Source organism: Mesorhizobium sp. WSM4814 (assembly GCF_055811595.1).
The window spans coordinates 51,647-73,137 of sequence record NZ_JBVVQT010000008.1 but is presented as its reverse complement, the minus strand read 5'-3'; the positions used below and the strand labels follow the sequence as shown (position 1 = coordinate 73,137).

At 62.3% G+C, this 21,491-nt stretch carries 21 protein-coding genes; 18 read left to right on the top strand and 3 right to left on the bottom strand.

Annotated elements, in window-relative coordinates; all coding sequences use genetic code 11:
- Positions 1-84 precede the first annotated feature (84 nt).
- Positions 85-513, top strand: a complete 429-nt coding sequence (locus tag AC0L2V_RS14840) for an OsmC family protein (protein ID WP_473520485.1) — start codon at positions 85-87, stop codon at positions 511-513.
- Positions 514-595: 82 nt separating this feature from the next.
- On the opposite strand, the gene AC0L2V_RS14835 is transcribed toward AC0L2V_RS14840, so the two are convergent.
- Both AC0L2V_RS14835 and AC0L2V_RS14830 read right to left on the bottom strand, forming a co-directional pair.
- Positions 596-1,225 carry a MarC family protein gene (locus tag AC0L2V_RS14835; RefSeq protein WP_473520484.1) on the bottom strand — a complete coding sequence of 210 codons (630 nt, stop codon included), beginning with the start codon at positions 1,223-1,225 and terminating at the stop codon, positions 596-598.
- A gap of 78 nt (positions 1,226-1,303) precedes the next feature.
- Positions 1,304-1,840, bottom strand: a complete 537-nt coding sequence (locus AC0L2V_RS14830) for a hypothetical protein (protein ID WP_473520483.1) — start codon at positions 1,838-1,840, stop codon at positions 1,304-1,306.
- A 102-nt stretch (positions 1,841-1,942) separates the two neighbouring features.
- Here AC0L2V_RS14830 and AC0L2V_RS14825 point away from each other — a divergent pair, with 102 nt between their 5' ends.
- Both AC0L2V_RS14825 and gyrA read left to right on the top strand, forming a co-directional pair.
- A complete protein-coding gene (locus tag AC0L2V_RS14825) occupies positions 1,943-2,797 on the top strand; it encodes a helix-turn-helix transcriptional regulator (protein WP_473520482.1) in 855 nt (284 codons plus the stop codon).
- Positions 2,798-2,989: 192 nt separating this feature from the next.
- Complete coding sequence (gene gyrA, locus AC0L2V_RS14820; protein WP_473520481.1) at positions 2,990-5,800, top strand: DNA gyrase subunit A; 2,811 nt, start codon at positions 2,990-2,992, stop codon at positions 5,798-5,800.
- Positions 5,801-5,857: 57 nt separating this feature from the next.
- Here the strand turns inward: gyrA and AC0L2V_RS14815 are convergent, their stop codons facing one another.
- On the bottom strand, positions 5,858-6,010 hold the full coding sequence (locus tag AC0L2V_RS14815; RefSeq protein WP_084646649.1) for a hypothetical protein: 153 nt from the start codon (positions 6,008-6,010) through the stop codon (positions 5,858-5,860).
- Between the two features lie 325 nt (positions 6,011-6,335).
- Here AC0L2V_RS14815 and coaD point away from each other — a divergent pair, with 325 nt between their 5' ends.
- The 15 genes from coaD to AC0L2V_RS14740 all read left to right on the top strand — a co-directional run bounded on the left by coaD (position 6,336) and on the right by AC0L2V_RS14740 (position 21,490).
- Positions 6,336-6,836 (top strand): pantetheine-phosphate adenylyltransferase, encoded by a 501-nt coding sequence (gene coaD / locus AC0L2V_RS14810; protein ID WP_473520480.1) that lies wholly within the window; start codon positions 6,336-6,338, stop codon positions 6,834-6,836.
- A 74-nt stretch (positions 6,837-6,910) separates the two neighbouring features.
- On the top strand, positions 6,911-7,501 hold the full coding sequence (locus AC0L2V_RS14805; protein WP_027151949.1) for a peptidylprolyl isomerase: 591 nt from the start codon (positions 6,911-6,913) through the stop codon (positions 7,499-7,501).
- A 29-nt stretch (positions 7,502-7,530) separates the two neighbouring features.
- The gene (locus AC0L2V_RS14800) at positions 7,531-8,043 is read left to right on the top strand and encodes a peptidylprolyl isomerase (RefSeq protein ID WP_091593716.1); all 513 of its coding nucleotides are present in this window, start codon (positions 7,531-7,533) and stop codon (positions 8,041-8,043) included.
- A 122-nt stretch (positions 8,044-8,165) separates the two neighbouring features.
- On the top strand, positions 8,166-9,278 hold the full coding sequence (gene queA / locus AC0L2V_RS14795) for a tRNA preQ1(34) S-adenosylmethionine ribosyltransferase-isomerase QueA (protein ID WP_473520479.1): 1,113 nt from the start codon (positions 8,166-8,168) through the stop codon (positions 9,276-9,278).
- Positions 9,275-10,405 carry a tRNA guanosine(34) transglycosylase Tgt gene (tgt, locus tag AC0L2V_RS14790; RefSeq protein WP_473520478.1) on the top strand — a complete coding sequence of 377 codons (1,131 nt, stop codon included), beginning with the start codon at positions 9,275-9,277 and terminating at the stop codon, positions 10,403-10,405. Before queA ends, tgt begins: the two co-directional genes overlap by 4 nt.
- A 220-nt stretch (positions 10,406-10,625) precedes the next feature.
- Positions 10,626-10,862, top strand: coding sequence for an Lrp/AsnC ligand binding domain-containing protein (locus AC0L2V_RS14785; protein ID WP_473490237.1), 237 nt, complete (start codon positions 10,626-10,628; stop codon positions 10,860-10,862).
- A 171-nt stretch (positions 10,863-11,033) separates the two neighbouring features.
- A complete protein-coding gene (locus AC0L2V_RS14780) occupies positions 11,034-12,446 on the top strand; it encodes a circularly permuted type 2 ATP-grasp protein (protein WP_287222125.1) in 1,413 nt (470 codons plus the stop codon).
- Between the two features lie 208 nt (positions 12,447-12,654).
- Positions 12,655-13,596, top strand: coding sequence for an alpha-E domain-containing protein (locus AC0L2V_RS14775; RefSeq protein ID WP_236392442.1), 942 nt, complete (start codon positions 12,655-12,657; stop codon positions 13,594-13,596).
- 117 nt (positions 13,597-13,713) lie between these two features.
- Complete coding sequence (locus tag AC0L2V_RS14770) at positions 13,714-14,508, top strand: transglutaminase family protein (protein ID WP_023801178.1); 795 nt, start codon at positions 13,714-13,716, stop codon at positions 14,506-14,508.
- A 32-nt stretch (positions 14,509-14,540) separates the two neighbouring features.
- Entirely contained in the window at positions 14,541-15,272 is a 732-nt protein-coding gene (locus tag AC0L2V_RS14765; protein ID WP_023801179.1) for a proteasome-type protease, read from the top strand.
- Between the two features lie 54 nt (positions 15,273-15,326).
- Positions 15,327-16,736, top strand: a complete 1,410-nt coding sequence (locus AC0L2V_RS14760) for a pyridoxal phosphate-dependent decarboxylase family protein (RefSeq protein WP_473520477.1) — start codon at positions 15,327-15,329, stop codon at positions 16,734-16,736.
- A 126-nt stretch (positions 16,737-16,862) separates the two neighbouring features.
- Positions 16,863-17,630, top strand: coding sequence for a DeoR/GlpR family DNA-binding transcription regulator (locus AC0L2V_RS14755; protein ID WP_128172387.1), 768 nt, complete (start codon positions 16,863-16,865; stop codon positions 17,628-17,630).
- A 139-nt stretch (positions 17,631-17,769) separates the two neighbouring features.
- Positions 17,770-19,296 carry a glycerol-3-phosphate dehydrogenase gene (gene glpD, locus AC0L2V_RS14750; RefSeq protein ID WP_473520476.1) on the top strand — a complete coding sequence of 509 codons (1,527 nt, stop codon included), beginning with the start codon at positions 17,770-17,772 and terminating at the stop codon, positions 19,294-19,296.
- Between the two features lie 28 nt (positions 19,297-19,324).
- Positions 19,325-20,407, top strand: coding sequence for an ABC transporter ATP-binding protein (locus AC0L2V_RS14745; protein ID WP_023801183.1), 1,083 nt, complete (start codon positions 19,325-19,327; stop codon positions 20,405-20,407).
- A gap of 12 nt (positions 20,408-20,419) precedes the next feature.
- Entirely contained in the window at positions 20,420-21,490 is a 1,071-nt protein-coding gene (locus AC0L2V_RS14740) for an ABC transporter ATP-binding protein (protein ID WP_023801184.1), read from the top strand.
- The last annotated feature ends 1 nt before the right edge of the window (position 21,491 follow it).

Here is a 21,491-nt window from a genome sequence, read left to right as displayed (position 1 = left end):
GCCACGCATTGGCGTCCCGAAAATCTGCCTCGGATTTTCGGGACGTTGTCCGTTTGAGCGGTGTGCGGTGAAAGGACGTATCAGGTGAAAGCACGGGTCAAATGGGTCGAGGAGCGCACTTTCGTCGGCGAGTCGGGCAGCGGTCACAAGGTGGTGCTGGGAACCGCGTTCGGACCGGATGGCAAGACGCCGGGGCCAAGCCCGATGGAACTGGTGCTGCTCGGCACTGGCGGCTGCTCGGCCTATGATGTCGTCCACATCCTCGAAAAGGGCCGAGAGGCGGTCGAAGACTGCGTGGTCGAACTCGATGCCGACCGGGCGGAGAAGGAGCCGCGGGTGTTCACCCGCATCCATATGCATTTCATCGTCAAGGGCCGCGCGCTTTCGCCTGACAAGGTCAGGCGGGCAATCGATCTTTCGATCGAAAAATACTGCTCGGCCTCGGCAATGATGGCCAAGACCGCCGAGATCACCCACGACTTCGAAGTTATTGACGACGGCGAAGTAGGATAGCGCTCGCCAGTGGCGGTTCGTTGCGCGAGATGGACAACGAAAATGACGGCCTCGGCAATCAAGCGCGAGGCCGCTTTCATTATCATGCTGCCATCAACGCCTTGACGCCGTCGGCGACGAACTGCACGGCGAGCGCCGCCAGGATGACACCGAGCAGCCGTGTCAGGATCGAACGGCCGGTCTGGCCGAGGACCAGGTCGATGCGCTCGGCCAGCACGAACACCAGATAGGTGATGACAAGGCAGATCGCGATGATGCCGACAAGGGCTGCCTGCGCGCCAAAACCTGGAAACGAGCCTGACAGCAGGACGGTCGCTGATATCGCGCCCGGACCGGCGATCAGCGGGATCGCCAGCGGAAAGGCGGCGATGTTGTGGATCATGTCCTTGGTGATGGCGACGTCGCCGATCTTCTCCTTGCGGTCCTGCCGGCGCTCGAACACCATTTCGAAGGCGATGAAGAACAGCAGGAACCCGCCGGCGACGCGGAACGCCGGCAGCGTGATGCCGAACACCGACAGGATCGATGCGCCAGCGATTGCAAACAGCGCCATCACCAGGAAAGCGATGATCGAGGCGCGGACGGAAACCTGGTTGCGCTCCTCGCGGTTCATGCCGCGCGTCACGGCGAGGAAGAGCGGCGCCAGGCCAGGCGGGTCGATGGTCACCAGAATGGTGACGAAGGCGTTGAACAGGCTGTCGAAGCTCGGCATCTCTGACCCTCCCCGCCGGGCGGTGCCCGAGACCCCAGCATTGGTAGAGCAAAGCGGCGTCAGGGGAAACCATGCAGGTCAGGCGCTGGCGGTGCGCCGCGCCAGGAACTCGACTTCGAGCCGCCAGGTCGCGCCATCGTCCTGCGAGCGTTCGCCCAGCCAGCGGAACGAATCTTCGGTGATCCGGGAGAAACTCCAGCGCACCGAGGCGCCGGTGCCGTCGGCGCCTTGCTGGACGATGGTGTCGCCCTCGGCGCGGCCGAGCTGGCGGCTGGAATACTGGGTGCGCGGATCGCTCCAGAAGATATGCCAGGCGTCGACGCCCGGGTCATAGACGCGCAGTGTCGTGCCATGAAAGCTCCATTTGCCGAGCGAGCTCTGTGCGCCACTGTTCCGCGCGGGCAAGATCCATACGTCCTGGATCGGGCGACCCTCGAGCACCCAGCCGAAATGCACCTCGCCGCGTCCGGTCAGCACCTGGCCGTCTTCGAGATGGCGCGTGGCATCGAACGTCCAGCCGCCGACGAAGCGGCCGTAAAGGTTCAGTTTCTCGGCAAGGTCTGCGGCAGGCCCGTCACTGTGCAGGGCTTCGGCAAAGGAGGATGATTTGAACATGGTTTCTGCCCACATTGTCAGGAGACCCATCTTGTCAGGAGAATGGGAAGAATAGGCCCTGGCAGTCTTCTTGCGCTTGGGAAAAATTGCTATGTTTCGACCATGACGACGAGCGTGCATACACTGGCGTCCGGAAAAGGCTGGCGGGTGTCGGACGTGGTCTGCACTGCCGGCGTCGCTGATCGCCCGTTCGAGGAAGAGCATCGCAACTTCTGCGTCGCAGTGGTGACCAACGGCACCTTCCGCTACCGCGCACGCCAAGGCACGGCGATGCTGACGCCGGGCGCGATTCTGCTCGGCAACCCCCGCACTTGCTACGAGTGTGGGCACGAGCATGGCGCCGGCGACCGCTGCATCTCCTATCACTTCAGCCCGGCCTATATGGAGCAGATCGTCGCCGACACGCCGGGCGCGAAGAAGCTGGCCTTCGAGACGCCGCTTCTGCCGCCCTTGCCGGCGCTGGCACGGCTGCTGGCCGAGGCGGAAGCCGCGCGCGATGTGGGCGACATCGAGGCGTTCGAGGAACTCGGACTGCGGATTGCCGGCGCCGCCGTCGCCTCCGGTATCACGCCCGCTGCCCGGTCACCGAGCCGCCGCGATCAGAAACGCGTTGCGGAGGCGGTGCGGCGCATCGAAAAGGATGCCGAAAGCCCGGTCTCGCTCGCCGAGCTTGCAAGCGAAACGGCGACCAGCCCTTACCATTTCCTGCGCAGCTTCCGGCATGTCGCGGGCATGACGCCCTACCAGTTCGTGCTGAAAACCCGGCTGCACAGGGCGGCGGTGCAGCTGCGCATGTCGGACGAGGCGATCTCGACGATCGCCTTCGAGGCCGGATTCAACGATTTGTCGACCTTCAACCGCCGTTTCCGCCGCGTGATGGGGGAGGCGCCCGGCGCCTACCGGCTCCGGCGGCGAGGCGATAAATTGCCGAACGCGTCCGTGCTTCCGGCCTTGTGAAGCAAAAAATTGGCCTGACAGTGAGCCTTGCGCCGCCGGCCACGAAAGCGCCTCGGCCATATCGTCGCAATCAGTGATATCCTTTTGAAATCACCACAAAAACCGACACTGGAAAACTGCCGCGGGCGTTGGAGTTTCGGCCCGGCTTCCTATATAAGCACCGAGTGATTCCCGATTTGATTGTGACCTGATTTGACCGACCAGAAGACACCGCGCGGCGCCGACGGCGGGCCCACCGGCATCGAGCCGATATCCATCATCGAGGAGATGCAGCGCTCCTATCTCGATTACGCGATGAGCGTGATCGTCAGCCGTGCGCTGCCCGACGTGCGCGACGGGTTGAAGCCGGTGCATCGCCGCATCCTCTACGCTGCCCATGAGAGCGGCTACCACTGGAACCGCAAATATGTGAAGTCGGCGCGCCCGGTGGCCGACGTGATGGGTAAATACCATCCGCATGGCGACGCCTCGATCTACGACGCCTTGGTGCGGATGGCGCAGGACTGGTCGCTGCGCGTGCCGCTGATCGACGGGCAGGGCAATTTCGGCTCGATCGACGGTGATCCGCCGGCGGCGATGCGTTACACCGAATCGCGGCTAACCAAGGTCGCGCATGAGTTGCTGGAAGACATCGACAAGGACACCGTCGATTTCCAGGACACTTATGATGCGTCCGGCAGCGAACCGAAAGTCCTGCCGGCGCGCTTTCCGAACCTGTTGGTCAACGGCTCCGGCGGCATCGCCGTCGGCATGGCCACCAACATCCCGCCGCACAATCTGGGCGAGGTCTGCAACGGCGCCATTGCCCTCATCGACAATCCGGCAATCGATCTGCCGGCGTTGATGGAGATCATTCCAGGGCCGGATTTCCCGACCGGCGGCATCGTGCTCGGCCGTTCCGGCATCTACAGCGCCTATTCGACCGGCCGCGGCTCCATCGTCATGCGCGGCCGCGTCAACGTCGAGGCGCGCGGCAACGACCGTGAATCGATCGTCATCACCGAAGTTCCCTACCAGGTGAACAAATCGTCGATGATCGAGAAGATGGCCGAGCTGGTGCGCGACAAGCGCATCGAGGGCATTTCCGATATCCGCGACGAGAGCGACCGCCAGGGCTACCGCGTCGTCATCGAACTGAAGCGCGACGCCGTCGCCGACGTCATCCTCAACCAGCTCTACCGTTTCACGCCGCTGCAGACGTCGTTCGGCGCCAATATGGTGGCGCTGAACGGCGGCAAGCCGGAATTGCTGACGCTGACCGACATGCTGAAGGCGTTCGTCGCCTTCCGCGAGGACGTGATCAGCCGGCGCACGAAATTCCTGCTGCGCAAGGCGCGCGACCGTGCCCATGTGTTGGTCGGCCTTGCCATAGCCGTCGCCAACATCGACGAGGTGATAAAGCTGATCCGCAGCGCGCCGGATCCGCAGACGGCGCGCGAGCAGTTGATGGAGCGGCGCTGGCCCTCGGGCGACGTCGAATCGCTGATCCTGCTGATCGACGATCCGCGCCACCGCATCAACGAGAACGGCACCTACAATCTGTCCGAGGAACAGGCGCGCGCCATCCTCGAACTGCGCCTGCAGCGGCTGACCGCGCTCGGCCGCGACGAGATCGCCGACGAGTTGAACACGATCGGCGCGGAAATTGTTGATTATCTTGACATTTTGTCGTCCCGCGCGCGCATCCAGCAGATCGTCAAGGACGAGCTTGCCGCCGTGCGCGACGAGTTCGGCACGCCGCGCCGCACCGAGCTGTCCGAGGGCGGGGCGGATATGGAAGACGAGGACCTGATCCAGCGCGAGGACATGGTCGTGACGGTCAGCCATTCCGGCTATATCAAGCGTGTGCCGTTGTCGCTCTACCGGGCGCAGCGCCGCGGCGGCAAGGGCCGCTCCGGCATGTCGACCAAGGAAGAGGATTTCGTCACCCGGCTGTTCGTCGCCAATACGCACACGCCGGTGCTGTTCTTCTCCTCGCGCGGCATCGTCTACAAGGAAAAGGTGTGGCGCCTGCCGATCGGCAACCCGCAGTCGCGCGGCAAGGCGCTGATCAACATGCTGCCGCTGGAGCAGGGCGAACGCATCACCACCATCATGCCGCTGCCCGAGGACGAGACCAGCTGGGGCGAACTCGACGTGATGTTCGCCACGACGCGCGGCACGGTGCGCCGCAACAAGCTGTCGGATTTCGTCCAGGTCAATCGCAACGGCAAGATCGCCATGAAGCTGGTAGAGGAGGGCGACGAGATACTCGGCGTCGAGACCTGCACCGACAATGACGATGTGCTTTTGACCGCAAGCTCCGGCCAGTGCATACGCTTCTCGGTCAGCGACGTGCGCGTTTTCCAGAGCCGCAACTCGGTCGGCGTGCGCGGCATCGCCATGGCTGCCAGCGACCGGGTGATTTCGATGGCGGTGATCGAACATGTCGATGCGTCGCCGGCCGAGCGCGCCGCTTATCTCAAGCGGGTGGCGGCCGAACGGCGGCTCGCCGCCGGCATTGCGGCGGGCGAGGACGAAGACTTCCAGCTCACCAATGAGGAGGTCGGCGAGGAGACGGAGCTTTCCGACGAGCGCTACGAATTCCTCAAGGCACACGAGCAGTTCGTGCTGACGGTGACGGAATATGGCTACGGCAAGCGCTCGTCTTCCTATGATTTCCGCCAGATAGGGCGCGGCGGCAAGGGCATCCGCGCCACGGATGTGTCGAAAGTGGCTGAGATCGGCCGCCTGGTGGCGACTTTCCCGGTCGGCAATGACGACCAGATCATGCTTGTCTCGGATGGCGGCACCGTCATCCGCGTGCCGGTCAACGGCATTCGCTTCGCCAGCCGCGCCACCAAGGGCGTAACCATCTTCAACACGGCCGACGGCGAGAAGGTCGTTTCGGTGGAGCGGATAACGGAACCGCAGTCGGACGAGGAAGCAGAAGAGAGTGTCGAGGGCGACGCAACTCTGGATACCGGCACTGAAGGCGCTGGTCCGGACAATAACGCCGAGTAGGTCTTGATGAGCAATGCCGGCCCGATGGACCGGCGCCGTCAGCCGATAGTGGCCGGTCTAGAAGTGGCGTGAAGGCTTGCGGATACCGAAGCCTCCGAATCGCTTGGCATTGGACTTGGCGCGGACGCGCTCTGCTTCCTGATGCAGCCCGAATACGGTGGCGATCAGCATGGCGATGGTCATTGCGGTGGCGAGCATGTAGATCAGCATGTGCGTGTTCTCCTGCACCTAGCAACGATCAAATGGGGTTTTGGTTTCATCTTCTGAAGCTGCAATCTAATGAACGCTGCGTGAAGCCTTCGTGATCGCCCCATTCATTGGTCGTTCATCTCGGCCAAAAGGTTCACTCAAAGCGCATCGAGATTACCGTGGCTAAGGCGATGCGCTTTGAAGCCCCGTTTGGGTGGATGCCGTTGTTCCAAACCGCTGCGCACCCTCGGGTCAGGCCCCAAAGGCAGGCGTTTGCGGCGACTTGCATTGGCGGCTCGCCGATCGGATTTGCCTTTGCGAGAGAGGCTCGCTAGAAGCACCTGCCATGACCGAACGCATCGCCCTTTATGCCGGCTCCTTCGACCCGCCGACCAACGGCCATCTCGACGTGCTGAAGGCGTCGCTGGCTGTGGCGGACACCGTCTATGCAGCGATCGGAATTCATCCCGGCAAGAAACCGCTGTTCTCGTTCGAGGAGCGGGTCGGCCTCATCGAAGCTGCGACGAAGGCCGAATTCGGCCGCGGCGGCGCGCGCATCAAGGTCGTCGCTTTCGACGGGCTGGTCATCGACGCTGCCAGGAAGCAGGGCGCCTCGATCATGATCCGTGGCCTGCGCGACGGCACCGATCTCGACTACGAGATGCAGATGGCCGGTATGAACGAGACCATGGCGCCGGAACTGCAGACGGTTTTTCTGCCCGCCAGCCCTTCGGTGCGAACCATTACCGCCACACTTGTCCGTCAGATAGCCTCGATGGGCGGCGACATTCGCCCCTTCGTGCCGGCGGCCGTGGCTGGCGCACTCACCGCCAAATTTGCGAAATAATGCATGTCGCCCAAACGTGGAACTCGGTTTGGGGCAACGACATGCGGGAAACAAAGGTTTTCGGAGAAAGATCCATGCAGCTCAAAAGGCTCGCCACCTGTTTTGTCGTTCTTTTCGGTCTTGTGACGGCCTCCGTTTCGGCGTTCGCCGCCGATCCGGAAAACACGATGATCATCACGCTTAAGGACGGCGACGTGACCGTCGCGCTCAGGCCCGATCTCGCGCCGAAGCATGTCGAGCAGATCAAGAAGCTGGTGCGCCAGGGCGCTTATGACAACGTCGCTTTCCACCGTGTCATCGACGGCTTCATGGCGCAGACCGGCGACGTGAAGTTCGGCAACATGAAGAACGGCTTCAGCGCCGACGCTGTCGGCACCGGCGGTTCCGATCTTCCCGACCTGCCGGCCGAATTCTCGAAGACCGAGCGCTATCAGCGCGGCGTGGTCGGGATGGCCCGCTCGCAGGACCCGGATTCCGCCAATTCGCAGTTCTTCATCATGTTCGCGCCGGCGCCGCCGCTCGATGGCCAGTACACCATCGTCGGCAATGTCGAGAACGGCATGGAGTTGGTGGACAAGATCAAGAAAGGCGACGCGGCGCAGAACGGGGTCGTCACCGATCCCGATCGCATGATCAAGGTGCGCATCGCCGCCGACGGCAAGTAAACCCATTTATTTCAAAAGGATATTCTGACATGGCCGAGATCAAGGACCGCGAGAACGCGCTCATCATGGAAACGACCAAGGGCAAGGTCGTCATCGAACTGTTTCCCGATCTGGCGCCTGGCCATGTCGGCCGCATCAAGGAACTGGCGCGCGAAGGCGCTTATGACGGCGTGGTGTTCCACCGCGTCATCGACGGTTTCATGGCGCAGACCGGCGACGTGAAATTCGGCAATTCCAGCAAGCCCTCTTTCGCACCGGCGCGCGCCGGCACCGGCGGCTCCGACAAGCCCGACCTGAAGGCGGAGTTCTCCAACGCCAATCACGGCCGCGGCACCTGCTCGATGGCGCGCTCGCAGAACCCGAACTCGGCCAATTCGCAATTCTTCATCTGCTTCGACGATGCCGCCTTCCTCAACCGCCAATACACGGTCTGGGGCCAGGTCATCGAAGGCATGGACAATGTCGACAAGATCAAGCGCGGCGAGCCGGTGCCGGATCCCGACAAGATCGTGTCGCTGAAGGTCGCGGCCGACGTGAAATGACCTCCTCGGCGGTCGCAGCTATCACTCGGATACTTGCCGCGGTGGCCGCTCCGGCGCTGGCGACGGGGTCGATCGCTGGCGCCCGGGCGGTGACCTGCCCGGAATTTTGAGGCGGGATTTTCTTGCGCGTCGATCTTTTCGACTTCGATCTGCCGGAGGAGCGCATCGCGCTTCGACCGGCAGAACCGCGCGACAGCGCCAAAATGCTGGTTGTAAGGCCGGGTGAAGGTCTCGAAGACCGGACGGTGCGCGAGCTGCCGTCGCTGCTCGAGACCGGTGACGTGCTGGTCTTCAACGACACCAAGGTCATTCCGGCACAGTTGAAGGGCATCAGGCGGCGCGGCGAAGCGGCGGCGCAAATCGAAGCCACGCTGCACATGCGGGTGGCGCCGGACCGCTGGCTGGCTTTCATGCGGCCGGGCAAGCGCATCGCCGCCGGTGACCGCATCCATTTCGGCCATGACGCCAATTCCTGCTTTCTCGGCCAGCTCGATGCCACGGTGATCGAAAAGGGCGAGGCTGGCGAGGCTTTGCTTGGTTTTGACCTCTCAGGTGCGTTTCTCGACGAGGCGCTGCACGCCGTCGGCCACATTCCGCTGCCGCCTTATATCGCTTCGAAGCGCGACGACGACGAACGCGACCGCAGCGACTACCAGACCATATATGCCAGGGAGGAGGGGGCTGTGGCGGCCCCCACTGCCGGCCTGCATTTCACGCCCGAGCTTTTCGCCGCCCTCGATGGCAAGGGCGTCGAACGGCGCTTCGTCACCCTGCATGTCGGCGCCGGCACGTTCCTGCCGGTGAAAGTCGACGACACCGCCGATCACAAGATGCATGCCGAGATCGGTTCGGTCAGTCCGGAAACCGCCAGGGCGCTGAACGCGGCAAAGGCGCGTGGCGGGCGCATCATCGCCGTCGGCACGACATCGTTACGCCTGCTGGAGAGCGCCGCGCGGAAGGACGGCATGCTGGCTGGATGGTCGGGTCCGACCGATATCTTCATCACGCCCGGCTATCGCTTCAAGGCCGCCGACATGCTGATGACCAATTTCCATCTGCCGCGCTCGACGCTGTTCATGCTGGTTTCGGCGTTTTGCGGTTTGGAAACGATGCATGCGGCCTATGCGCATGCCATCGAGAACCGCTACAGGTTCTACTCCTACGGAGATGCAAGTCTGCTGCTCAAGCAGGAGAACGATGGACGCGCGCCCGGTATAGAACAAGGAATTCAATGACTAAAGCGTTCACCTTCAAGGTGCTGGCGACCGACGGCAAAGCGCGGCGCGGCTCCATCACCATGCCGCGCGGAGAAATCCGTACGCCGGCCTTCATGCCGGTCGGCACCGGCGGCACGGTCAAGACCATGTATATGGATCAGGTGCGCGGCGTCGGCTCGGACATTATCCTTGGCAACACCTATCATCTGATGCTGCGGCCGGGCGCCGAGCGTGTGGCGCGGCTTGGCGGTCTGCATGAATTCGCCCGCTGGCCGCACCCGATCCTGACCGACAGCGGCGGCTTCCAGGTGATGTCGCTGTCGAAGCTGAGGAAACTGACCGAAAAGGGCGTCACCTTCCGCTCCCATATCGACGGCGCCGCCTATGAGATGTCGCCCGAGCGCTCGATCGAAATCCAGGGACTGCTCGGCGCCGACATCCAGATGCAGCTCGACGAATGCACGGCGCTGCCGGCCATGGAGAAGGAGATCGAGCGGGCGATGGAGCTGTCGCTGCGCTGGGCCGAGCGTTGCAGGACGGCGTTCGGCGACCAGCAGGGGAAGGCGATGTTCGGCATCGTCCAGGGCGGCGACGTAGCGGCCCTGCGGCTGCGCTCGGCGCAGGCGCTGAAAGCGATTGACCTCAAGGGCTACGCGATCGGCGGGCTGGCGGTCGGCGAGCCGCAAGCGGTGATGCTCGAAATGCTCGACATCACCTGCCCGGAGCTGCCGGCGGACAGGCCGCGCTATCTGATGGGTGTCGGCACGCCCGACGACATATTGAAATCGGTGGCGCGCGGCATCGACATGTTCGATTGCGTGATGCCGACACGCGCCGGCCGCCATGGCCTCGCCTATACAAGGCGAGGCAAGGTCAATCTGCGCAACGCCCGCCATGCCGACGATCCGCGCCCGCTGGACGAGGAGAGTGACTGCCCGGCTGCCAGAGATTATTCACGCGCCTACCTGCACCATCTGGTCCGCTCGCAAGAGGCGCTGGGAGCGATGCTGCTGACCTGGAACAATCTTTCCTACTACCAGAAGCTGATGCAGGACATTCGTGCTGCCATCGAAACCGGCGCGTTCGAGGCGCGGGCGGCGGAAATTTCCGAGGGCTGGGCTAGGGGCGATATCCCGGCGATGTGATCAAGCCCTCAAATGCTCAGCGACGTGGATGTGCGCAGGCACAGCATGCGCTTGGCGGAGTTCCACGGTTTCAGCACCCCGCGAACATTCGCCGGTTGCCTGCAGTTAAGCTTCTTCCTCCAAGTGGGGTTCCGCCTGAGCGCTGTCCTGATGCTTGAAAGCCGGGCGGCAGTCTGCCACAAGGGCGGCCTATGCGTGCAAGCTTGAGCAGGACCGGGCAATGAAGGCATTTTTCGTGCAGATAAAGTGCGATCTGGGCAAGTCCTATGACGTTGCCGGCGCATTGGCCGATGCCGAGATCGCCTCGGAAATCTACTCGACAGCCGGCGACTACGATCTGCTCGCCAAATTTTATGTCGACGACGATGAAGACATCGGCCACTTCGTCAACGAGAAGGTGCAGACTCTTCCCGGCATCAAGGACACGTTTACGGTGGTCACCTTCCGCGCGTTCTGAGCGGCGCCTGCCACCTGCCCGGGCACCAGGCAAAGCCTGACCCAGCCTTATCGGCGCTGCCCTAATTTTAGGCAGGTCGCGACATACTGATCGCCAACATCCCCCAAATCACCGATTGCGCTTGATTTTCTCCGGTGACGCCAGTGAAATGGCCTCACAGGGAGTAAGCGATTGGCAGCGTTCGACGAAATGCTTCCGGAAATCTCCGGATTGAGAAAACCGTATTCGGCTTACGATCGCTGGCTGAAGGAGCAGGATCCGGCCAGGCTTACCGAAAAGATGCAGGACGCCGAACGCGTCTTTCGCAAGACCGGCATCACCTTTGCCGTCTATGGCGAGCAGGAAGCCTCCGAGCGCCTAATTCCCTTCGACATCGTTCCGCGCATCATTTCCGGCAATGAATGGCGACGGCTGACGCAAGGCATCGAGCAGCGCGTCCAGGCGCTGAACGCCTTTCTCGACGATATCTACCACCGCCAGGAGATTTTGCGCGCCGGGCGCGTCCCCAAGGAATTGATCGCCAAGAACGAGGCGTTCCTGCCGGAGATGATCGGGGTGCGGCCGCCGGCCGGCGTCTACACCCATATCATCGGCGTCGATATCGTTCGCATCAGCGAGAACGAATTCTACGTGCTGGAGGACAATGCGCGCACGCCGTCCGGCGTCTCCTACATGCTGGAGAACCGCGAGACGATGATGCAGCTCTTTCCCGAGCTGTTCCAGCAGATCAAGGTGCGGCCGGTGGAAAACTATCCGCAGCTCTTGCGCCAGTCGCTGGCGGCAGTGCGGCCGCAAGGCACCAAGGGCGCGCCGACCATTGCCGTGCTGACGCCGGGCAGCTTCAACTCCGCCTATTTCGAACATGCCTTCCTTGCCGACCAGATGGGTGTGCAGCTTGTCGAGGGGCAGGATCTGCGCGTCGTCGATGGCCACGTCGCGATGCGCACGACCGAAGGCTACAAGCAGATCGACGTGCTTTATCGAAGGGTGGACGATTCTTTCCTCGATCCGCTGACCTTCCGCCCCGACTCGGCACTGGGTGTGCCCGGCATCATGGATGTTTACCGTGCCGGCAACATCACCATCGCCAATGCACCGGGAACCGGCATCGCCGACGACAAGGCGATCTATTCCTACATGCCCGAGATCGTTGAATTCTACACCGGCCGCAAAGCGATCCTCGGCAACATCCCGACCTGGCGCTGCTCGGAGCCGGACAGCCTGAAATACGTGCTCGAACATATAGACGAGCTGGTGGTGAAGGAGGTGCATGGCTCCGGCGGCTACGGCATGCTGGTCGGGCCGGCGGCTACCAAGAAGGAATGCGAGGATTTTTCCAAGAAACTCGCGGCAAGACCGTCGAACTACATCGCCCAGCCGACGCTGGCGCTGTCGACCTGTCCGATCCTGACCGACAAGGGACTGGCGCCGCGCCATGTCGATCTCAGGCCCTACGTGCTGGTATCTGATCGCATCCAGATCGTGCCGGGCGGGCTGACGCGTGTGGCGCTGAAAGAAGGCTCACTGGTGGTCAATTCGTCCCAGGGCGGCGGGACGAAGGATACGTGGGTGCTGGATGATTAGAGTGGGAAGTAGTGAATAGTGAATAGTGAATAGTGAATAGTGAATAGTGAATAGTGAATAGTGAATAGTGAATAGTGAATAGATAAGGATGACATGTCGTTGATGTTGGTGAAATGCCCTGAAATAAAGCACGCGGCGTCGTGCCCTGGAAAAATTTGGCCATTCACCATTCACCATTCACCATTCACCGTCCGAAGGACCGCGTAGAATGCTTCTCGGCCGCACCGCCAACGGGCTCTACTGGATGAACCGCTACATCGAGCGGGCGGAAAACATGGCGCGGCTGGTCGATGCCGGGCTGCGCATGGCGCTGACCCGCACCCAGAACGCCTCCGAAGAGTGGAATTCGGTGCTGCTCAGTGCCGGTTCGGACGCTGCCTTCACGCAGAAATATTCCGACTATACCGCCGCCAACGTCGCCGATTTCCTGCTGCGCGACACATCCAACCCGTCGAGCACGATGACGTCGATCGAAACGGCCCGTAACAATGCCCGCATGGTGCGCACCGCATTGACGCGCGAAACCTGGGAAAGCATCAACGAAGCCTGGATGTCGCTGAAGCGCATGCTGGCCAAGCCGATCGACGAACGCGACCTGCCCAGCGTGCTCGACGCGATCAAGCGCGAAACGGCGCTAATCCGCGGCTCGTTCTACGGTACCATGCTGCGCAACGAGATCTTCGATTTCTCGCAACTCGGCACTTATGTCGAACGCGCCGACAATACGGCGCGCATCCTGGACGTGAAATACTACGTGCTGTTGCCGTCGATCTCGTGGGTCGGCTCCACGCTCGACAACTACCAGTGGGAATCGATCCTGCGTTCGGTGTCGGCGCATCGCTCCTATCGCTGGGTCTACGAGGCCGACTACAAGCCGAGCAACATTGCCGACTATCTGATCCTCAACGTTCGCATGCCGCGCTCGCTGACCTTCTGCTACCGCTTCCTGACGGAGCATCTCAGATTCCTGGGCGACGATTATGGTGAGCGCCATGCCTGTCATGTGACAGCCGGCAAGACCCAGGCCATGCTGGCCGCCGGCTCGATCAAGGACATATTCGACGCCGGCCTGCATGAATTCCTGGCCAATTTCATCCGCGACAACATCAGGCTCGGCGACGAGATCGCGCAGGACTACAGGTTTTATTGAGCATGATCCCGGAAAGTGGAAGCCGGTTTCCGGAAAAGATTATGCTCGGGGGACGAGCATGATCCCGGAAAGTGGAAGCTGGTTTCCGGAAAAGATCATGCTCAGGGGACGAGAGCAATGCGGCTGAAGATCACTCACCGGACCGAGTACCGCTACGATGCGCCGGTGCACTATCTGTTGCAGCGGCTGCGGCTGCTTCCAGTCAGCGGACCGACACAGACCGTCTTGTCCTGGGCGCTGAAGATCGAAGGGGCGCGCGAAGAGGTGCGCTTCACCGACCATTTCGGCAACGACACGCGGCTTTTGAGCGTCGAAGGCGAGCGCGATTTCATCACCGTCGAGGCATCGGGCGAGGTGGTGACGCGCGACACATCAGGCGTCAGCGGGCCACATCAGGGTTTCGCGCCGCTGTGGTTGTTTGGCCAGGAAACGCCGTTGACCACGATCGGCGGCGGTATTCGCGAACTCGCGGCCTCGGTCGGCGAGGGGGCCGATATCGAAAGGTTGCACCGGCTGATGGCGGTGATCGGCGAGCGCGTCGCCTATACGATGGGCACCACCAACGCGGCGACCCCGGCCGAGGACGCGCTGGCGCTCAAGACCGGCGTCTGCCAGGACCACAGCCACATCTTTGCCGCCGCCGCGCGGGCCATGGGTTTTCCTGCCCGCTACGTCAGCGGCTATTTGATGATGGATGCGGCGGTCGAGCAGGCGGCGAGCCATGCCTGGGCCGAAGCGCATGTTGCGGGCCTTGGCTGGGTCGCGTTCGACGTCGCCAACGGCATTTCGCCCGACGAACGCTATGTGAAGGTGGCAACCGGCCGTGATTACCGCGACGCCACGCCCGTATCAGGAATTCGGCTGGGACAAGCGGAAGAACAGCTTGCGGTGACCGTCACCGTGGAGCAGTAATCCCCGGCAGGATTTGCTGCCAAAGGGATTCGATGACCTATTGCGTCGGCTTGAAGATCGATCGCGGGCTCGTGTTCATGTCGGACACGCGCACCAATGCCGGCATGGATTCGATCTCTACCTTCAAGAAGATGCATGTCTGGGAGCAGCCGGGCGAGCGCGTCATCGTGCTGATGTCGGCCGGCAATCTGGCGACGACGCAAGCTGTCGTCAGCCTGCTCGACGAGCGCACCAAGGCGGTGGCCGATCGCCACGCCACGCTGCTTGAAACGCCGTCGATGTACCAGACGGTGCGGCTGGTCGGCGACACCGTCAAGGAAGTCATCGCCAGTTCGTCGCCGGCGGGCGAAAAGGCCGATTCCTACTTCAATGCCTCCTTCATCCTCGGCGGCCAGATCAAGGGCAGCGCGCCGCGGCTGTTCATGATCTATCCGGAAGGCAATTTCATCGAATCGACCGAAGACACGCCGTTCTTCCAGATCGGCGAGACCAAATACGGCAAGCCGATCATCATCCGCGCCTATGAGAAGGCGATGAGTTTCGCCGAGACGGTGAAACTGCTGCTGGTGTCGTTCGACTCGACGCTGAAATCGAACCTGTCGGTCGGTCTGCCGCTCGACCTGCTGTTCTACGAAAAGGACGCCTTCAAGGTCAGCCTGAAGAAGCGGATCGCCCAGGACGACCAATATTATCGGACGATCTCGGACGGCTGGTCGAATGCACTGAAGGCTGCTTTTGCGAGCCTGCCTGACTTTCCCGAGTGAAAGCCTCCGTTTTCGTGCTCTTTGATCGCTGGGCTCGATCTGACGGAGAGCAAGATGAATAGCAACGAATTCCGGGAATGGTCGCTGCGCGCGGCCGAATGGGGTGCCGACTACAGGAGCACACTTCGCGAAAGACCGGTGCGGCCGCTCGTCGAACCGGGCGAAATCTCCAGAAGCATCGACGTCTCGCCGGCGGAACATGGCGAAACGATGCAGGCAATCTTCGCCGACTTCGAGCGCAAAATCCTGCCCGGCATGACGCATTGGCAGCATCCGCGCTTCTTCGCCTATTTCCCGGCCAATGCCGCACCGGTTTCGGTGGTGGCCGAATATCTGGTCCCGGTTATGGCCGCGCAATGCATGCTCTGGCAAACTTCGCCGGCAGCGACCGAACTCGAGACGTGCGTCGTCGACTGGATGCGTCAGGCGCTCGGCCTGCCGGAAGGGTTTTCCGGCGTCATGCAGGATTCGGCGTCGTCGGCGACGCTCGCCGCCGTGCTGACAATGCGCGAGCGCGCGCTCGACTGGCAGGGCAACAAGAAGGGCCTGCAAGGCCAGCCGATATTGCGCGTCTATTCTTCCGATCAGGTCCACACCTCCATCGACCGGGCGATCTGGGTGTCGGGCGTCGGCGAGGACAATCTCGTGCGCATTCCGGTTGCCGGCCGCTTCCGCGCCATGGATGTCGCGGTTCTCGAAGCGGCTGTCGCCGCCGACCGGCAAGCGGGCATGCTGCCGGCCGGCATCATCGCCTGCGTCGGCGGCACCAGCACCGGCGGCACTGATGACATCGCCGGCGTCGCCGCGGTGGCGAAACGGCACGGCCTCTATCTGCATGTCGATGCCGCCTGGGCCGGATCGGCGATGATATGTCCGGAATACCGGCATTTCTGGGCGGGCGTGGAGCAGGCGGATTCCATCGTCTTCAACCCACACAAATGGCTGGGCGCGCAGTTCGACTGCTCGATGCAGTTCATCCGCCGGCCGGAAGACCTGGTGCGGACGCTGGCCATCAAACCGGACTACCTGGAGACGCATGGGCGCGACGGCATCATCAACTATTCCGAATGGTCGGTGCCGCTCGGGCGGCGCTTTCGCGCACTGAAACTCTGGTTCCTGCTGCGCGCCCACGGGCTGGAAAATCTGCGGACCATGATCCGCAACCATGTCGCCTGGAGCGAAGGGCTGGCCGAGCGGCTGGCCAGGGAAGCGGATTTCGAGATCGTCTCGGAGCCGATGCTGTCGCTGTTCTCGTTCCGGCATCGGGCGGCCGGCATCGATTCGGACGAACACAACCTGCGGCTGGTCAACGCGATCAACGACGATGGCCGCATCTACCTGACGCAGACACGGGTGGACGGGCGGGTCGCGATCCGCTTTCAGGTCGGCCAGTTCGAGACGACGGCGGCGGATGTCGACACCGCATTCGAGGTCATCACCAAAATCGCCCACCGGCTGACCTGAAATTGGTCGGCGAAGTTGCGTCAAGGTTTGTCTTTGGACGCATGCGCTTTTCGCTAGTCGGCCTATGCCTTTTCATAGCTTTCGTTTTTCGCTATAGACAAGGAAAACGAAAACGGGAGGTCACCGATGTATCTGTCGCCGCGTCATTCCGAGATCATCCAGATGGCCAAGGACAATGGCCGCGTGCTGGTCGAGGATCTGGCAACGCATTTCAACGTGACGCCGCAGACCATCCGCAAGGACCTCAACGATCTGTGCGACCAGCGCCTGCTTTCCCGTATCCATGGCGGGGCGCTGTTCCCGTCCGGCATCGAGAACATGGAATACGAGGCGAGGCGCAAGATCGCCGCCGACGAGAAGGAGGCGATCGGCCGCGCCGCAGCCAGGCTGATCCCGGACAACGCCTCGCTGTTCATCAATATCGGCACCACGACGGAGTCGGTCAGCAAGGCGCTTCTCGATCATGCCGGCCTGATGGTCATCACCAACAATATCAATGTTGCCAACAGGATGCGCATATATCCTTCCATCGAAGTTGTTATTGCCGGCGGCGTCGTGCGGGGTTCCGACGGCGGTGTGGTCGGCGAGGCGGCGGTCGATTTCATCAGGCAGTTCAAAGTCGACTACGCGGTGATCGGCGCCTCGGCGATCGACCATGACGGTGCGTTGCTCGATTTCGATTTTCGCGAGGTGAAGGTGGCGCAGGCGATCATCGCCAATGCCCGGCATGTCATCCTCGTTTCCGACCAGACCAAGTTCGAGCGGACGGCGCCGGTTCGCATCGGCCACCTGTCGCAGGTCAACACTTTCATCACCGACCGCTGCGACATCCCGTCGGTGCGCAAGATCTGCCAGGAAGCAGAGGTTCAACTGATCGAAACCTCGCTCTCCTAGATGGGACCGCTGATGGTGCCGTTGCGGCAACTCCCGCTGTTTATATTTCGTTTGACATTCGTTCCTATTTCGAAATAATCCCGACACGGTTTCGTAAAAACCTAAAAATGCTGCAATGCGAAATCCGGGAGGACTTTTTGTGAGCGCATCCCCGATCCATGACATCTTCGTCATCGGTGGCGGTATCAACGGCTGCGGCATTGCCCGCGATGCGGTTGGGCGCGGCTTCTCGGTGTTCCTTGCCGAGATGAATGATCTGGCCAGCGGCACGTCCTCGGGCTCGACCAAACTGATCCATGGCGGCTTGCGCTATCTGGAGTTCTATGAGTTCCGCCTGGTGCGCGAGGCGCTGATGGAGCGCGAGATCCTTTGGAAGAACGCGCCGCACATCATCTGGCCGATGCGCTTCGTGCTGCCCTATGCCAAGGGCCTGCGCCCGGCCTGGCTGATCAGGCTCGGCCTTTTCCTCTACGACCACATTGGCGGGCGCAAATTGCTGCCGGCGACCAAGACGCTGGACATGGCAAACGACCCAGCCGGCAAGCCGCTGAAGCCGTTGTTTCGCAAGGCCTTCGAATATTCCGACGGCTGGGTCAACGATGCGCGGCTGGTGGCGTTGAACGCCCGCGACGCCGCCGATCGCGGCGCAACGATACGAACCCGCACGAAAGTCGTCGACGCACGCCGTGAAGGCGAGTTCTGGACGGTCAGGCTGCAAAACACGCAGACCGGCGACACCGAGGAGGTCAAGGCGCGGCTTTTGGTCAACGCCGCCGGCCCATGGGTCGACCACGTGCTGTCGGCTACGGTCGGGTTGAACGACGTGCACAATGTCCGGCTGGTACAGGGCAGCCATATCGTCATCAGCAAGAAATTCGACGATCCGCGCGCCTATTTCTTTCAGAACAAGGATGGCCGCATCATCTTTGCCATCCCCTACGAGGAAGAGTTCACGCTGATCGGCACCACCGACCAGGACTTTTCCGGCGACCCGCGCGACGTGAAGATCAGCGATGCCGAGATCGATTACCTCTGTGCTGCGGCGAGCGAATATTTCGCGCAACCGGTCAAGCGTTCGGACATCGTCTGGACCTATTCCGCCGTGCGCCCGCTTTATGACGACGGCGCCTCGAAGGCGCAGGAAGCGACCCGCGATTATGTGCTGAAGACCGACGGCGGCGAAGGCACGGCGCCGATCGTCAACACCTTCGGCGGCAAGATCACCACCTATCGCCGGCTGTCGGAATCGATGCTCGAGAAGATCGAGGGTTTTCTCGGCAAGCGCGGCAAGCCGTGGACGGCAAACGCGCCGCTGCCGGGCGGCGATTTCCCGGCGAGCGGCTTCGACGCCGAAGTGGCGAAACTGAAAACGGCCTATCCGTTCCTCGATGCGCGTCTGGCGCGCCGCCTGACCCGGCTTTACGGGACTCGCGCAAGGATGCTGCTGGGCCTCGCCAGGTCGAATGCCGACCTTGGCCGCAACTTTGGCGCCGATCTCTACGAGGCCGAGGTGCGCTACCTCGTTCAAAATGAATGGGCGATGACGGCCGAAGATGTATTGTGGCGCAGGACCAAGCGCGGCCTGCAACTGAGCCGCGAGCAGGCGGCAGCGCTCGACGAATTCATGCGCGGGATAAGCCGGCGCCATGTCGCGGCTGCCGAATAGTCATGCAGAAAGCCTGGGAGGAGGCATCATGCTGGAACTGAGAAACGTGTCGAAGACGGTCGGCGCGGCGGAGCACATACGCGACGTCTCGCTGACGCTTCAGCATGGCTCGCTCAACGTCCTGCTCGGGCCGACGCTTTCCGGCAAGACCAGCCTGATGCGGCTGATGGCCGGCCTTGACGTGCCGACATCCGGCTCGGTCTGGTTCGATGGCAAGGATGTCACCGGCATCCCGGTGCAGAAGCGCAACGTCGCCATGGTCTACCAGCAGTTCATCAACTATCCGGCGATGACCGTTTACGAGAATATCGCCTCGCCGCTGAGGGTGGCCGGTGCCGAGCGGGCAAAGATCGACAAGGAGGTGCGCAATGCCGCAGCCCTTCTCAAGCTGACGCCCTTTCTCGACCGCACGCCGCTCAGCCTCTCCGGCGGCCAGCAGCAGCGCACCGCGCTGGCGCGCGCCATCGTCAAGAACGCCAGCCTCGTGCTGCTCGACGAGCCGCTCGCCAATCTCGACTACAAGCTGCGCGAGGAGTTGCGCGCGGAATTGCCGAAGATTTTTGCGGCAACCGGCACCATCTTCGTCTACGCCACGACCGAGCCGCACGAAGCCTTGCTGCTCGGCGGCAACACCGCGACGCTTTCCGAAGGCCGCATCACCCAGTTCGGCCCGACGATCGACGTCTTCCGCAGGCCGAACGACCTCGTCACGGCCAGGACGTTCGCCGATCCGCCGCTCAACACGATCGTGCTGAAGAAGAGCGGTTCGAGCTTCCTTCTTGAAGGTGGGGTGAGCCTCCCGGTGCCGGCTGAACTCGTCGGTATTGCCGATACGAGTTACACGATCGGCTTCCAGCCCCACCATCTCTCCCTTGCCCGGCCGAGCCCGTCGGCGGTGGCGGTGAGAGCCAAGGTCTCGGTCACCGAGATCACCGGGTCTGAAAGTTTCGTGCATCTCGATTTCGCCGATGTCCGCTGGGTCATGCTTGAGCACGGCATCCTGGTGTTCGAGCCGGACCAGACCATCGAGGTGTTCATCGACCCGCGGCACATCATGGTGTTCGACGCGAACGGCCGCTCGGCCGCGCCGCCACAGATGCTGGCGGCTTGAGGAGGAGGGCACATGGCGCGCATCGACTGCAATCACATCCGCCACGCCTACGGGCCGCATCCGAAGTCGGACAAGGACTATGCGCTGAAGGAGGTGCATCACGCCTTCGAGGACGGCGGCGCCTATGCGCTGCTGGGGCCGTCGGGCTGCGGCAAGACCACGCTGCTCAACATCATTTCCGGCCTGTTGTATCCGTCGCACGGCGAGCTTCTGTTCGACGGCAAGGACGTCACCAATCTGTCGACGCAGGAGCGCAACATAGCTCAGGTGTTCCAGTTCCCGGTCATCTACGACACCATGACCGTCTACGACAATCTGGCCTTCCCGCTGCGCAACCGCGGCGTTGCGGAACCCGACGTCGACCGCAAGGTGCGTGAAACCCTTGACATGACCGGTCTGGCCGACATGGCCAAGCGAAAGGCGAGGGGGCTGACCGCCGACCAGAAGCAGAAGATCTCGCTCGGACGCGGGCTGGTGCGCTCCGATGTCAACGCGATCCTGTTCGACGAGCCGCTGACCGTCATCGACCCGCATATGAAATGGGTGCTGCGTTCGCAGTTGAAGCAGTTGCACAGGCGCTTCGGCTTCACCATGGTCTATGTCACGCACGACCAGACTGAGGCGCTCACCTTCGCCGAAAACGTCGTCGTCATGTATGAGGGCGAGATCGTGCAGATCGGCTCGCCAGCCGAACTGTTCGAGCGCCCCAAGCATACATTCGTCGGCTATTTCATCGGCTCGCCGGGCATGAACGTCATGCCGGTCGCGGTCGAAGGCAGGAGCGCGCGGCTCGGCAGCCAGACGATCGAATTGCCGGGCGCGCCCAAGGCCGGGATCACCGGTGCGATCGAACTCGGCATCCGCCCCGAATATGTCAGGCTTGGCGCCAGCGGCATGCCGGTTTCGATCCGCAAGGTCGAGGATATCGGCCGCCACAAGGTGGTGCGCGCCAGTTTCGAAGGCCGCGACATCGCGGCGATCATCGGCGAGGACGAGGACATTCCCGCCGATCCGAAGATCGCTTTCGACCCGGCCGGCATCAACATCTATGCCGATTCCTGGCGCGTCGAGATGGGAGGCTGAG

Bases quoted from the DNA above. Each gene is read 5' to 3' on its own strand.
- AC0L2V_RS14835 (WP_473520484.1), bottom strand. From the start codon at position 1,225: ATGCCGAGCTTCGACAGCCTGTTCAACGCCTTCGTCACCATTCTGGTG.
- AC0L2V_RS14830 (WP_473520483.1), bottom strand. From the start codon at position 1,840: ATGTTCAAATCATCCTCCTTTGCCGAAGCCCTGCACAGTGACGGGCCT.
- AC0L2V_RS14825 (WP_473520482.1), top strand. From the start codon at position 1,943: ATGACGACGAGCGTGCATACACTGGCGTCCGGAAAAGGCTGGCGGGTG.
- AC0L2V_RS14815 (WP_084646649.1), bottom strand. From the start codon at position 6,010: ATGCTGATCTACATGCTCGCCACCGCAATGACCATCGCCATGCTGATC.
- coaD (WP_473520480.1), top strand. From the start codon at position 6,336: ATGACCGAACGCATCGCCCTTTATGCCGGCTCCTTCGACCCGCCGACC.
- AC0L2V_RS14805 (WP_027151949.1), top strand. From the start codon at position 6,911: ATGCAGCTCAAAAGGCTCGCCACCTGTTTTGTCGTTCTTTTCGGTCTT.
- AC0L2V_RS14800 (WP_091593716.1), top strand. From the start codon at position 7,531: ATGGCCGAGATCAAGGACCGCGAGAACGCGCTCATCATGGAAACGACC.
- tgt (WP_473520478.1), top strand. From the start codon at position 9,275: ATGACTAAAGCGTTCACCTTCAAGGTGCTGGCGACCGACGGCAAAGCG.
- AC0L2V_RS14785 (WP_473490237.1), top strand. From the start codon at position 10,626: ATGAAGGCATTTTTCGTGCAGATAAAGTGCGATCTGGGCAAGTCCTAT.
- AC0L2V_RS14775 (WP_236392442.1), top strand. From the start codon at position 12,655: ATGCTTCTCGGCCGCACCGCCAACGGGCTCTACTGGATGAACCGCTAC.
- AC0L2V_RS14770 (WP_023801178.1), top strand. From the start codon at position 13,714: ATGCGGCTGAAGATCACTCACCGGACCGAGTACCGCTACGATGCGCCG.
- AC0L2V_RS14765 (WP_023801179.1), top strand. From the start codon at position 14,541: ATGACCTATTGCGTCGGCTTGAAGATCGATCGCGGGCTCGTGTTCATG.
- AC0L2V_RS14760 (WP_473520477.1), top strand. From the start codon at position 15,327: ATGAATAGCAACGAATTCCGGGAATGGTCGCTGCGCGCGGCCGAATGG.
- AC0L2V_RS14755 (WP_128172387.1), top strand. From the start codon at position 16,863: ATGTATCTGTCGCCGCGTCATTCCGAGATCATCCAGATGGCCAAGGAC.
- AC0L2V_RS14745 (WP_023801183.1), top strand. From the start codon at position 19,325: ATGCTGGAACTGAGAAACGTGTCGAAGACGGTCGGCGCGGCGGAGCAC.
- AC0L2V_RS14740 (WP_023801184.1), top strand. From the start codon at position 20,420: ATGGCGCGCATCGACTGCAATCACATCCGCCACGCCTACGGGCCGCAT.